Origin of the sequence: Microseira wollei NIES-4236 (assembly GCF_020521235.1) — a bacterium.
In the GTDB taxonomy this organism is placed as follows: domain Bacteria; phylum Cyanobacteriota; class Cyanobacteriia; order Cyanobacteriales; family Aerosakkonemataceae; genus Microseira; species Microseira wollei.
On record NZ_BLAY01000018.1, the window covers coordinates 35,853 to 47,819 of the forward strand.

Annotated in this window: 12 protein-coding genes; all 12 read right to left on the reverse strand. The window is 46.1% G+C overall.

The annotated features are described in order from the left end of the window. Positions 1 to 45: 45 nt before the first annotated feature. The 12 genes from MiSe_RS07980 to nifU all read right to left on the reverse strand — a co-directional run bounded on the left by MiSe_RS07980 (position 46) and on the right by nifU (position 11,807). The gene (locus MiSe_RS07980; protein ID WP_226577150.1) at positions 46 to 789 is read right to left on the reverse strand and encodes a HesA/MoeB/ThiF family protein; all 744 of its coding nucleotides are present in this window, start codon (positions 787 to 789) and stop codon (positions 46 to 48) included. A gap of 133 nt (positions 790 to 922) precedes the next feature. Further along, a complete protein-coding gene (gene nifW / locus MiSe_RS07985; protein WP_226577152.1) occupies positions 923 to 1,240 on the reverse strand; it encodes a nitrogenase-stabilizing/protective protein NifW in 318 nt (105 codons plus the stop codon). After that, positions 1,237 to 1,455 carry a CCE_0567 family metalloprotein gene (locus tag MiSe_RS07990; RefSeq protein WP_226577154.1) on the reverse strand — a complete coding sequence of 73 codons (219 nt, stop codon included), beginning with the start codon at positions 1,453 to 1,455 and terminating at the stop codon, positions 1,237 to 1,239. The genes nifW and MiSe_RS07990 overlap by 4 nt, the downstream gene beginning before the upstream one ends. A gap of 114 nt (positions 1,456 to 1,569) precedes the next feature. Further along, positions 1,570 to 2,040: a NifX-associated nitrogen fixation protein gene (locus MiSe_RS07995; RefSeq protein WP_226577155.1), complete on the reverse strand. Its 471-nt coding sequence runs from the start codon at positions 2,038 to 2,040 to the stop codon at positions 1,570 to 1,572. 317 nt (positions 2,041 to 2,357) lie between these two features. After that, positions 2,358 to 2,759, reverse strand: coding sequence for a nitrogen fixation protein NifX (gene nifX, locus MiSe_RS08000; protein ID WP_226577157.1), 402 nt, complete (start codon positions 2,757 to 2,759; stop codon positions 2,358 to 2,360). A 61-nt stretch (positions 2,760 to 2,820) separates the two neighbouring features. Then, entirely contained in the window at positions 2,821 to 4,128 is a 1,308-nt protein-coding gene (gene nifN / locus MiSe_RS08005) for a nitrogenase iron-molybdenum cofactor biosynthesis protein NifN (RefSeq protein WP_226577159.1), read from the reverse strand. A 223-nt stretch (positions 4,129 to 4,351) separates the two neighbouring features. Next, on the reverse strand, positions 4,352 to 5,716 hold the full coding sequence (gene nifE, locus MiSe_RS08010) for a nitrogenase iron-molybdenum cofactor biosynthesis protein NifE (RefSeq protein WP_226577162.1): 1,365 nt from the start codon (positions 5,714 to 5,716) through the stop codon (positions 4,352 to 4,354). Positions 5,717 to 5,865: 149 nt separating this feature from the next. Further along, positions 5,866 to 6,201 carry a Mo-dependent nitrogenase C-terminal domain-containing protein gene (locus tag MiSe_RS08015; protein WP_226577164.1) on the reverse strand — a complete coding sequence of 112 codons (336 nt, stop codon included), beginning with the start codon at positions 6,199 to 6,201 and terminating at the stop codon, positions 5,866 to 5,868. A 302-nt stretch (positions 6,202 to 6,503) separates the two neighbouring features. Beyond that, positions 6,504 to 8,045: a nitrogenase molybdenum-iron protein subunit beta gene (gene nifK, locus MiSe_RS08020; protein WP_226577166.1), complete on the reverse strand. Its 1,542-nt coding sequence runs from the start codon at positions 8,043 to 8,045 to the stop codon at positions 6,504 to 6,506. Positions 8,046 to 8,165: 120 nt separating this feature from the next. After that, positions 8,166 to 9,605, reverse strand: a complete 1,440-nt coding sequence (gene nifD, locus MiSe_RS08025) for a nitrogenase molybdenum-iron protein alpha chain (protein WP_226577169.1) — start codon at positions 9,603 to 9,605, stop codon at positions 8,166 to 8,168. Between the two features lie 132 nt (positions 9,606 to 9,737). Next, the gene (gene nifH / locus MiSe_RS08030) at positions 9,738 to 10,613 is read right to left on the reverse strand and encodes a nitrogenase iron protein (protein ID WP_226577172.1); all 876 of its coding nucleotides are present in this window, start codon (positions 10,611 to 10,613) and stop codon (positions 9,738 to 9,740) included. A gap of 267 nt (positions 10,614 to 10,880) precedes the next feature. After that, positions 10,881 to 11,807 carry a Fe-S cluster assembly protein NifU gene (gene nifU / locus MiSe_RS08035; RefSeq protein WP_226577175.1) on the reverse strand — a complete coding sequence of 309 codons (927 nt, stop codon included), beginning with the start codon at positions 11,805 to 11,807 and terminating at the stop codon, positions 10,881 to 10,883. Positions 11,808 to 11,967 lie beyond the last annotated feature (160 nt).

An 11,967-nucleotide genomic window follows, 5' to 3' on the forward strand; every position in this document is an offset into this window, starting at 1 on the left:
CCATTAGCCATGAGCCATTAGCCATTAGCCATTAGCCATTAGCCATTACTGATTTCCACAAACAGGACAATGCGGGTCGTGATAAGGGCGACGTTTGGCAAATTCCAGCGTTCCCAAATCCATTGTTAACAGTTGGGACAATAAAGGCTTTCCTAAACCAGTAATTACCTTAATTGCCTCTAAAGCTGTTAAAGTTGCCAGCGTTCCAGAAACTGCTCCTAACACTCCGAAAGCGCGTCGATCCCACTCCGGTTTTTCTGGGAATAAACAAGATAAACAGGGAGTCTCACCGGGGATAATAGTTGTTAGGTAAGCCTCCATTCCGTTCATCGCTGCTTCTACCATTGGTTTGCGCCAACGCACGCAAGCAGCATTCAATAAATCTCTCTCCTCAAAGTTATGAGCGCAGTCAAGAGCGATATCTGCCTGCAACACTAAAGAATCAACATTTGATGCGGTGACATATTCAGGAATAGCCTCTATTTCCACATCGGGATTAATTGCAGAAAGCGTTTCCTTTGCCTTTAAAACTCTGGGTTTTCCCACCCAATCATCCGTCATCAAAATTTGCCGATTCATGTCATCCAGGCGCAAATCGCCACCCCTGACTAAAATCAGCCGCCCAACTCCCGCCACCGCCAAATATAGCGCCGCCGTACCGCCTAATCCCCCTACACCCGTGACTAAAACAGTCGCTTGGCGGAGTTTCCGCTGTGCTTCTTCACCAAAACCTGGAAGCATTATTTGGCGGTGGTAACGCTCTAATTCTGTGGGTGTAAAGTTTACCAATTCAATCCTCCTCGTTAGTCAGTGTTGTAGGTGGAAAGAAACCGGGTTTCTCTGAAAAATCGTTGAGCAAGGAAACTAGAGATCTAGGTCGAAACAAAGGTGATGGCGTCGCCGCACCCTGAAGGAATGAGAACTAATCAATTTTGATGTCTGAGAGCATCACGACGTTTTTGGGTTTGTCGTTAAACACCTTGAACAGTTTTTGCTCTACCGCATTTGAACTCAAGAACAAGTTATAAGCACTTTGGAGAGCTTCGCTGTACTTGACCACCTTTTCCGCTTCAGTTATATCTGGAAAAGTTTCATCAATCTCAGTCATATACTGAGAAAATTTCTTCAATATGTGCAAGCGGTTGACATTCACAACCTGCTGATCGAAAGGGAGGTTAAAAAAGAGAAAATAGTCTTCAGCATCAGATATTTTTTTGAGATCGGCTAAAGTCTGTGTCATTTGGCTTGCTCCTGTGCTTTTAACTGTTTTTTCAGCTCGTCTAACTCGCTAAATAGTTCGTAAGTTCTGCCTGCTACCTCCATAATTTTGTCGAAATCTGTTGGCAGTCCCTCAGCTAAATCGTGAAGCTCCATTTTGAGTTGACCGCCTTTGCTGTTGAGGCGTTTAATTTTTGCTTTTAAGTCCTCAATGGTTAGTTCGGTTGTTTGAACCATAAGTTTCTTCCTTGGTAATTGGTAATTGGTAATTGGTAATTGGTAATTGGGAAATTCCCATTACCCATTACCCTCGTTCCCACGGCTCTGCCTGGGAACGCCATTACCTAATGACTAAATCTTTGCTACGTCTCGATGGCGGGTAGCGAGTTCTACCGCAGATGTGACCAACTTTTCGCCTTCGGCTGCTAATTTTTCAAAAGAATCGAAGCCAAATCTTTGGGCATCGCGCAGAGTTCTGGCGGTGACTAAGAGGCGACCGGAAAATACTAATGCCCAGCCAAATCCTTCGTGACTCAAGTCAATTACGACTTGACAAAGTAATCCGGTTTCTTGCTCGACTCTAGCTGCAACTGCGCGATAAAACGACGCAACTCTTAACTTAGTCACCGGATCGACATCGCCATCAACAGAAATTTTCCGTTTCTGCTCTTTGCTGACAATAAATGGTTTGAGAACCAATTCATCCGACCAAGTCCGGAAAGTACCGTAGCCATCTTGAGCGCGCATTTGACGTGCCAATTCTTGCAGGTATGGCGTGGTTTTAACTAACTCTTCATTGGTCAGAGCAGTTTCTGTAGTCATTGTCTTTCCTTTGTTTTCCTGTATCTAGAGTGGGTTAGCGATCGCAAATGAAATTAGCCATTAGCCATTAGCCATTAGCCATTAACCATTAGCCATTAGCCATTAGCCATTAGCCATTAGCCATTAGCCATTAGCCATTAGCCATTAACCATTAGCCATTAGCCATTAACCATTAGCCATTAGCCATTAGCCATTAGCCATTAGCCATTAGCCATTAGCCATTAGCCATTAGCCATTAGCCATTAGCCATTAACCATTAGCCATTAGCCATTAGCCATTAACCATTAGCCATTAACCATTAGCCATTAGCAAACTGACTATTCATCCTCAAAATCTTCAAAGCTTTTTTCCTGCTGTTGCAAAACTTTTCGCAGCCAAGGTGGCGGATTTCCTTTCAGCGTAGTCACCAGATCTTCCAGGACTTCAGTAATCTCGTCGTCTTCTGTTTTTGACTTGACGGGAGTCACTTTCTTGCGAATTAGCCTCGCCGCTGCGCTGCCACCAATTGCGGCTACATAAACAATCGTGCAGTCAGATAAAGCTTCAATTTTGGGAACCAGTTTATCTTCGTTACCATCTTCGTCGAGTTTGCCATCAAACCCGATGGTTTCTAAGAATTGATAGCCCTCCGGCGACACGTCGTAAACTGCCATTTGTTTCGCCGATCCGAAATGGGCATTGATGTGAATCAGGTCTTGCGTAGCAAATGCAATTTTCATTGTTTCCCTCTTCTGCTACTTAGTTTAAGTCTCGCATGAAAAGTTGAAAATCTGGCAATTTTTAATGTTTATTTTTGATTTCTTCTTCCTCCAATAAAATATTGCCAATATTAAACAACAGCGCGGTTGTTCCTTTATAACCAACTGAGGAAAAGTGACCGTTACCCAGGCGATCGTAGATGGGCAATCCTCGCCGATAGAGAGGAATTCCCAATTTTTTACTCACCCGCGTGCCCTGGGAATTGGTAATCAGTAAATCCGCACCAACCGCCAATTGTTCTAAATCTTCTAAGTCGCCAATCTTGACAAATTCCGTAGGAACTTCTTGCAGAATTGGTGATTTTGTGGTAGTCACAGCCGCTTGAATTTCTGCTCCCATCTCTTGTAAAAAGCAGCTGGTTGCATACAACAAATCGGGTTCTAATGCGAGGGATATCTGCTTGCGACCGAAGTAGAAATGGGTGTCTAACATCGCATCTTGGAGTTGGGTACGCTGGCGGCGGTATTTTTCTGGGACGGGGCGATCGCTGACCAAAGACAGTCGCACCATCAACTCATCCACCGCACTCAATCCCGTTACTCTGGGAAACACCTGATATTCCGTTCCGAAGCGCTGCATCAGAACATCCGCCGCACCCCGCATACTTTCCCCCAGCGCCAGGGTAAACGCAGAAGCACCAACGCGCCGCAAGTCCTCTAAACTCGTCCCACCAGTCGTCGTGGCGCTGTAGTCCCCCTCGTTCAAGTGACCATCGAGGGAAAGCGACAGATCGGGGACGACAATTGGTTTAAGTCCAAATGCCTCGACAATCTCCTTAATTTCCTCCACATCCCCCGGCGAAAATGCCGAAGAAGGCAAAATTGTCACTTGATCTTCGATCAAATCTCCTGCTTCTGGAATTGTCTGCACAATGCTTTGAACAGCAGCAGCATATCCATCTTGCAAAGCACCCTTAAAATCCGGAGTAGAAACAAAGACAATCGGCAAATCTTGTAATTCTGGATAGCGCTGTTTGATCGTTTTGAGGATGCCTTGCATATCATCCCCGCGCGTTTCCGTTAACCCAGTCGTACAAAGTCCAATAATTTCTGGTTTCGCTTTCACTAACAAAGTCAAAAGCGCGGTTTGTACGTTATCTTCTCCCCCTAAAATTGTCGTAGTTTCGGTCATCGCGGTCGTACTTAAAGGAATCGCTTCCCGAAAGTGTCGCACCAACATAACTTTGGCAAACGCCGTGCAACCTTGGGAACCGTGAAACAACGGCATCGTTCCTTTTAAACCTAAGAAAGCTAACGCTGCACCCAGGGGTTGAGATTGCTTCAGGGGATTAACAGCAACGGATTTTGTGGGGGTGATTACAGTAGCCATAAGATTTGCTAATTGCTAATTGCTAATTGCTAATTGGTAATTGGTAATTGGTAGTTGGTAATTGGTAGTTGTGTAGGGGCGGGTTTTACCAGCAATATATGCGATCGCAGATAACCTATATAAACCCGCCTCCGGTCAGTTGGTAGTTGGTAGTTGGTTCCGATTACCCATTACCTATACCCTCGTTCCCACGGCTCTGCCTGGGAAGGCCATTACCCATTACCTATTCCCACGGCGCTGGTTTGCGTACTTGTTCCCAAATGGGACTGTGTAACGCTTCGTCTAATTCCCTTGCCATTTCGATCATTCCTACATAACCTGCGTAGGGATGATGGCGCTCTTGGTTAATATCCAAAAATGGAATTTTGGCTTTCAATGCTGTATATTGGTTGCGTCCGCCAGCGATTAACATCTCTGCTTTGGTTTTATCAATTACCTCTAGCAGTTCGGCGGCGTTTCCTTTTTCTAGCATGATGCCATCTTTACCCAAGAGTTCTTTAATTTTGGCTTTATCTTCTTCGGTACTCTTCTTGGTGCTGGTCGCCATTACTTGCATCCCTAAATCTTTGGCGGCGGATATAACCGACCAGCTTTTTACCCCTCCGGTGTAAAGAACGACTCGCTTACCTTTGAGTCTTTGGCGATAAGGTTCGAGAGCTTGGTCTAATTTTTCTGTTTCCTCGGCAATTAGTTTTTCGACTCGTTCTTTTAAGTCGTCACAACCCAATTTATCTGCTATATTTCTCAGGCACCGATTCATATCTTCGACGCCGTAGAAAGATTCCTCAATGTAGGGAATGCCGTATCTTTCTTGCATCTTTGTCCCCATGTTGATCAGCGCTTTCGAGCAGATCATGATATTGAGTTTGGCGCGGTGGGCGGTGCAGACTTCGTTGTAACGGGCGTCGCCGGTAATTTTAGCTAGGACGCGAATTCCTAACTTTTCAAATAAGGGTAAAACTCCCCACAATTCCCCGGCGATGTTGTATTCGCCGATTAAATTTATGTCGTAAGGTGTGGTATACTCTGGCTCTTTCGTGCCGATGACGTAATCGAGTAATGCTTCGCCGCCGATGCGGTTACCTAGATTTTTCGTACCGACAAAACCGGGGGAATTGATCGGGACGACGGGAAGGCCGAATTTCTTTGTAGCGGCAGAACAAACGGCATCCAAATCGTCCCCAATCAGCGCTGTAACGCAGGTCGAGTATACAAAGACGGCGGCGGGGTTGTAGCGATCGCTCACCTCTTTAATCGCCTTGTACAGCTTCTTCTCTCCCCCAAAAATCACATCATTCTCGCTAACATCGGTCGTAAAACCCATTTTATAAAGTTGCGGCCCCGAAGATTGACTACCTCTAGAACCCCAAGAATTACCCGCACAAGCAATCGGTCCGTGAACCAAATGGGCAACATCAGTAATCGGAACTAAAGCAATCGAAGCACCATCAAACGCACATCCACCTTGAGCGGCTCCCGGTTGTGCTTGCTTAGTACAAGCTGTCTTCTTTTTCCCTTCTTTCTGATGATTGTGTTCGCAGCCTTTTTCGCTCAGGAGTTCGGTTATTTTAGCTTGAGTAATTTTCATGACTTAATGGCTAATGGCTAATGGCTAATGGCTATTTGCTTTTTCTTCTGTGTTTTGGCTTGTCATAATAGCTAATCACCAATTGCTCTGGAGAATTGTGTTGATTTTTACAACTTAGCAATTAGCAATTAGCTATTAGCAATTAGCAATCAACAAATATATTTCGTTACATCTTCACCGCACACATCTGCTAGGAACGAGAGGGCGCGGAAGCGCAAGAATACAAACTCGTTGTAGAGAGGATTTAATTTACACAAAGCTGGAATGTGGAATAAAACCCGCCCGAACAAACTGACATCGCGTTCAAAAGGACAGCAGCAAGGAATCAGTTGACAAAACAGATGAGCAATGTTTCTATCTTTAACTTCGATGCTATCTACCAATTGACGCAGGGGAGAAAGGATGTCGAAGCCAGGGCTTCTTGGGTTTCTTACTAGCTCGTGGTGGTGATGGTCGTGTTCGTGAATTGGGGTAAGAGTTGCCATCTCGCTTCGCTCCAAGTAATAGAAACAGGACTTATGCAAAGAAACCGGGTTTCTATGCAAAATCGTTGCTTTGGAACTAGAGATCTACGCAGAAACCCGGTTTCTAGGAGCGTCGTGCGTCAGTTCCGAGAAAAAGAAAAAGGAAAAAGGAAAAGTAGGATAATGATCTGAGGGCTATCTCGAATCAGAAAAATTTTTGTAGGGGCACGGCGTAGAATAACTTTTAGTTTGTACTCAAAGGTTGTACAATGCCGTGCCCCTACAGAGCCTGCTTTTCCTTGTTCCCTTCCAGAGGGTCAACCTTAACGAATCAAGTCGTAAGAAATATCGGTCTTCGCTGGAACGATCGTGTTGCGATCCAATTCATCCAGGATGCGATTTACGACCCAATTCAACATGTTAATTACGCCGTCATAACCGAGAGTTGAATAGCGGTGTAAGTGGTGACGGTCGAAGATTGGATAACCGATGTGAACGATTGGGGTGTGAGTATCACGCCAGAGATACTTACCGTAAGAATTGCCCACAAAGAAGTCTACTGGTTCGGTGAACAACAGACTCCGCAGGTGCCACAAGTCTTTCTTAATCCAAACAGTCGCGCCTTGACCGTAGGGAGTTGCTTGCAACACTGCATCGAGTTCTTCTTTGAAGTCTTCGTCACCATTGTTGCAAACGATGTGGATGGGTTCAGCACCCATTTCTAGTAAGAAATTAACCACACCCCAGATTAAATCTGGGTCGCCATAGATGGCGAACTTCTTACCATGCAACCAAGCATGAGAATCGGTCATCGCATCAACAGCGCGTCCCCGTTCTGCGGTCAATTCTTCCGGAATTGGTTTGCCGGTTAATTCTGATAACCGTTGTAAGAATTCATCGGTGCCCTTAATGCCATAAGGACGCAGAACTTCGGTAGGACGCTCCCAATTTTGCGCGATCCATTCCCGTGTCTTGATGGTCGAGTATTTTTGCAAGCAGATGGTGGTTTCAGCATTCACGGAATCTGCTGCATCTTCCAGCTTGGTTCCACCGGGATACATTTCATATTCGCCGGTGTTGGGAGCATCCAAATAATCGGTATGATCGCCCAGAATGGTGTAGTCGATGCCAAATAAACCGAGAATCCGCTTGACTTCCCGCAGGTTGCCGATGTAGGTTTCAAAACCGGGGATAAAGTTCAGCTTGCCGTTGGTGGTTTCTTTCTTTTGCTTAGCTGTGAGGCAGGAAAGAATACCCTTCATCATGTTGTCATAACCCAGAACGTGGGAACCCACGAAACTAGGAGTATGTGCATAAGGAACTGGATAATCTTGAGGGATAGAACCAGCATTTTTGGCGTTACCAATAAACCCGTTCAAGTCATCCCCAATTACCTCTGCCATACAGGTGGTGCAGACGGCAATCATCTTGGGATTGTACATGGCTTTGGTATTAGCCAAACCCTCGATCATGTTCTTCAGACCGCCGAATACCGCTGCGTCTTCTGTCATGGAAGAAGATACCGCAGAGAAGGGTTCTTTGAAGTGGCGGGTAAAGTGGGTGCGGAAATAAGCAACGCAACCTTGAGAACCGTGAACGAAGGGCATTGTTTTTTCAAACCCTACGGCGGCTAAAATAGCACCTAAAGGTTGGCAAGCTTTTGCTGGGTTAACGGTTAAAGCTTCGCGAGCAAAGTTCTTTTCCCGATATTCCCAAGTCTTCGTCCAATCAGCGATTTCTTTTACTTTATCGACAGGAGCCATCCCTTCAAACTCTTCCTTTTTACGGGCAAAGAGTTCTTGGTATTCTGGTTGGTGAAATAGTTCGGCGTGGTCTTTGATCTGGTCAATATTATTCTGAGCCATTGTAGTCTCTCCAAAAATTCCGTGGTCTGCGATTTGATAATTGCTAATTGCTAATTGCTAATGGGTAATTGGCGATCTGGTTTTGGCAAGTCCTATTACCCATTAACTATTACCGATTGCCTATTGTTTCCAAGGAGTCTTGACTAGATCCCAAGTGGGGTTATTCAATGCCATGTCCATGTCACGGGCGAAGATAGCAAATCCGTCATAACCGTGATAAGGACCGGAATAATCCCAAGAGTGCATCTGACGGAAGGGCAGACCCATCTTTTGGAAGACATACTTCTCTTTGATGCCAGAAGCCACGAGATCGGGTTTTAATTTCTTGACGAATTCTTCAAACTCATAACCTGTTACGTCGTCATAAATTAATGTGCCGTGATCGACGTAGTGAGTCGTGCGTTTGTAGTCGTCGTTGTGACCGAATTCATACCCCGTACCGATGACTTTCATTCCCAAATCGTAGAAGGCGGGAACGACGTGGCGGGGACGCAGACCGCCCACCATGATCATTACGGTCTTGTCTTTCAAACGGGGGAGATATTTTTCCAGAATGGCGTCGGTTTGAGCTTGGTATTGGGCAATAACGCGCTCTGCACCTTCTTTAATCTTGTCGTCAAATCGTTCGGCAATCATCCGCAGCGATTCGGCAATCTTGGTGGGGCCAAAGAAGTTATATTCTAACCAGGGTATACCATATTTCTCTTCCATGTGACGAGAAATATAGTTCATCGAACGGTAGCAGTGTACCAGGTTCAGTTTCACTTTGGGCGTGACTTTCATCTCTTGCAAAGTGCCATCCCCTGACCACTGGGCTACTACGCGCAGTCCCATTTCTTCTAACAGGATGCGGGAAGACCAAGCGTCACCACCGATGTTGTAGTCACCGATGATTGCTACGTCGTAAGGTGTGGACTCGAATTCGAGTTTGTCTAGGTCGGTTTTGTCGAATACCCAGTCACGAACTGTGTCGTTGGCGATGTGGTGACCGAGGGATTGAGATACACCCCGGAAGCCTTCGCAACGTACTGGAACAACCATTTTTCCAGTTTCTTTGGTGGCTTTACGGGCAACTGCTTCAATGTCATCCCCGATTAGACCAATCGGACATTCAGATTGAATCGTAATCCCGTTGTTGAGGGGGAATAATTCTTCGAGTTCAGTTATCAGTTTGGCAAGTTTCTTGTCACCGCCGAATACTACGTCTCTTTCTTGGAAATCGGAGGTGAAATGCATCGTACCAAAGGTGTCAATACCTGTGGTGCCTATGTAATAGTTGCGGCGACCTGACCAGGAATAATAACCGCATCCAACGGGGCCGTGACTGATGTGAATCATGTCTTTGATCGGACCCCAAACCACACCCTTCGATCCGGCGTAGGCACAACCACGAGTGGTCATAACGCCTGGGTTGGATTTGATGTTGGATTTAACGCCGCAATCTGCTTTGCCTTCTTCGTATACGTTGAGGTGTTTCTCGCGTTTCTTGGCAGTTTTTTCAGGATATACTGCCAGAACTTCTTTAATTAGGTCTCTATTTTCTTGTACTACGTCGCTCATTTTGTGTCTTCTCCGGCATTATTTTTGTAGCGCACATTGGGAGATTGAAGAGGAGAGGAGGAAGGGCGAAGGGGGGGAGGGGGGAGAATGTCCCCTAATCCCTAGCCCCTAGTCCCTAGCCCTTAGTTGCGATTAGGCTGTGACTTTGACTCCGTCTTCGGTTACACCGATGACGCTTTCGTCTTCTTCTTTCAGGATGCCGAATTCCATCAGCAGGGCTTCTAGTTCGTCCATCGAGATTGGAGTTGGAATCCGCAGGTCGTCGTTGTCTTGAATCTTCTGAGCTAACTGACGGTACTCTTGAGCTTGCTTGTGGTTGGGCGAGTATTCGATAACCGTCATGCGGCGCAGTTCTGCTTGTTGCACTTGGTTGTCGCGAGGTACGAAGTGGATCATCTGGGTGTTCAGACGACGAGCCAATTCTTCGATTAGTTCAACTTCGTGGGCGACTTGACGTTCGTTACAAATCAGACCGCCGAGACGTACACCGCCGGAGTGAGCGTACTTCAGAATCCCGCGAGCGATGTTGTTAGCAGCGTACATCGCCATCATTTCGCCGGAGGTGACGATGTAGATTTCTTGGGCTTTGCCTTCCCGAATTGGCATGGCGAAACCACCGCACACAACGTCACCCAATACGTCGTAGGAGACGAAATCCAGGTCTTCGTAAGCGCCATTTTCTTCCAGGAAGTTAATGGCGGTGATTACACCACGTCCGGCGCAACCTACCCCTGGTTCTGGACCGCCAGATTCAACGCACTTGACACCGTTGAAGCCTGTGAGCAATACTTCTTCGATTTCCAGGTCTTCTACGGAACCGCGCTCGGCTGCTAAGTGCAAAATGGTGGTTTGTGCTTTACAGTGGAGCATTAAGCGGGTAGAGTCAGCTTTGGGGTCGCAACCTACGATCATGATGCGGTTCCCGGCTTGGGACAAAGCAGCGATCGTATTTTGGGAAGTGGTAGACTTACCGATACCGCCTTTGCCGTAGAATGCTATTTGACGCATAATTTTGTGTCTCTCTGCTTAATTGGTTGGTTTGTGTCGTTGTCTCGTGGTTGGTGGTTAGTTGGGGAAGTGGCATTTTTCAACTAACTGCCAACCGCTGTCTTTAGGTTGGTTAAGGCCCATCTCGCGGGAATGGTTATGAGATGGGGTGGGGGAAAGGGAGGATCGCTGGAGGCGATCGCTCTCCTCTATACTTCTTCTTCATGTTTGGTAATTGGTAATTGGTAATTGGTAATTGGTCATGAGTCTTGGGTCATGACTCTTTGTTTAAATTGCTTCGACTGCGATCGTCGGTAGGACGCGCTCTTGTAATTTGGCTTCGACTGCTATTTTGAGGGTGACTAAACTGCTGGGACAAGTTCCGCAAGCGCCTCGCAGAATAACTTTTACTTTGTCGCCTTCTACGTCGTAAAGTTCTATATCTCCCCCATCTGCTTTCAGGAATGGTCTGATTTCTGCCTCTATAACTTGTTGGATCAAGTTGATTTTTTGCATCGGGGTCAGATGTCTGACTGGAGGTTCGCTTCCTTCTTCTTTTGCTACTGCTATATCGGTTGCGACTCCTACGTTATAGTCATCATAACTTGTTTCTGGTTCATTTTCAATCTCTGACCAAACAGAAGCGATTATATCGTCAATATCTGCGTAACAAGTGCTGCATCCGCCCCCGGCTTTGATGTAGTTTGTTACCTGTTCGGCTGTGGTGAGTTTGTTTTGTTTAACTACCTTCCGAATCCGGTTTTCTGTGACACCAAAGCACTTACAAATTAATGTGCTTTCGTCTTCTTCATGGGCTTCTACTTCAATTCCTTTGTAGCTGTAAATCGCTGCTTCTAGCGCTTCGGCTCCCATTACGGAACAGTGCATTTTTTCTTCGGGAAGTCCTCCCAGGAATTCGGCAATGTCTCGGTTGGTAACTTTGATCGCTTCTTCTACTGACATACCGATAATCATGTCGGTGAGGGCAGATGATGAAGCGATCGCACTAGCACATCCAAAGGTCTGAAAGCGGGCATCAACAATTTTTTGGCTGGTTTCATCAATCTTGAGGTGAAGTTTCAGGGCGTCTCCGCAAGCTATGCTTCCTACTTCTCCGGTGACTACTTTTTTTCCTGTCTCTTCGGTGGCTTCTAACGCTCCCTGATTTTTGGGATTGTAGAAGTGTTCCATTACTTTCTCAGTATAGTCCCACATGGCTGTTTTTGTGAAGGGGTAAAGTGTTAAGAAAATTGGTAATTGGTGATTGGTAATTGCTAATTGCTAATTGCTAATTGCTAACTGCTGACTGGGAGTTTGTGAGCTGGATGGCTGCTAAATTTGTACTCTTAGCCATTAGCCATTAGCGATTAGCCAT

Excerpts from the sequence above, each read along its gene's own strand:
- nifK (WP_226577166.1), bottom strand. The coding sequence starts at position 8,045 with ATGGCTCAGAATAATATTGACCAGATCAAAGACCACGCCGAACTATTT.
- nifE (WP_226577162.1), bottom strand. The coding sequence starts at position 5,716 with ATGAAAATTACTCAAGCTAAAATAACCGAACTCCTGAGCGAAAAAGGC.
- nifW (WP_226577152.1), bottom strand. The coding sequence starts at position 1,240 with ATGACACAGACTTTAGCCGATCTCAAAAAAATATCTGATGCTGAAGAC.
- MiSe_RS07995 (WP_226577155.1), bottom strand. The coding sequence starts at position 2,040 with ATGACTACAGAAACTGCTCTGACCAATGAAGAGTTAGTTAAAACCACG.
- nifH (WP_226577172.1), bottom strand. The coding sequence starts at position 10,613 with ATGCGTCAAATAGCATTCTACGGCAAAGGCGGTATCGGTAAGTCTACC.
- MiSe_RS08015 (WP_226577164.1), bottom strand. The coding sequence starts at position 6,201 with ATGGCAACTCTTACCCCAATTCACGAACACGACCATCACCACCACGAG.
- nifN (WP_226577159.1), bottom strand. The coding sequence starts at position 4,128 with ATGGCTACTGTAATCACCCCCACAAAATCCGTTGCTGTTAATCCCCTG.
- nifX (WP_226577157.1), bottom strand. The coding sequence starts at position 2,759 with ATGAAAATTGCATTTGCTACGCAAGACCTGATTCACATCAATGCCCAT.
- nifD (WP_226577169.1), bottom strand. The coding sequence starts at position 9,605 with ATGAGCGACGTAGTACAAGAAAATAGAGACCTAATTAAAGAAGTTCTG.
- MiSe_RS07990 (WP_226577154.1), bottom strand. The coding sequence starts at position 1,455 with ATGGTTCAAACAACCGAACTAACCATTGAGGACTTAAAAGCAAAAATT.
- nifU (WP_226577175.1), bottom strand. The coding sequence starts at position 11,807 with ATGTGGGACTATACTGAGAAAGTAATGGAACACTTCTACAATCCCAAA.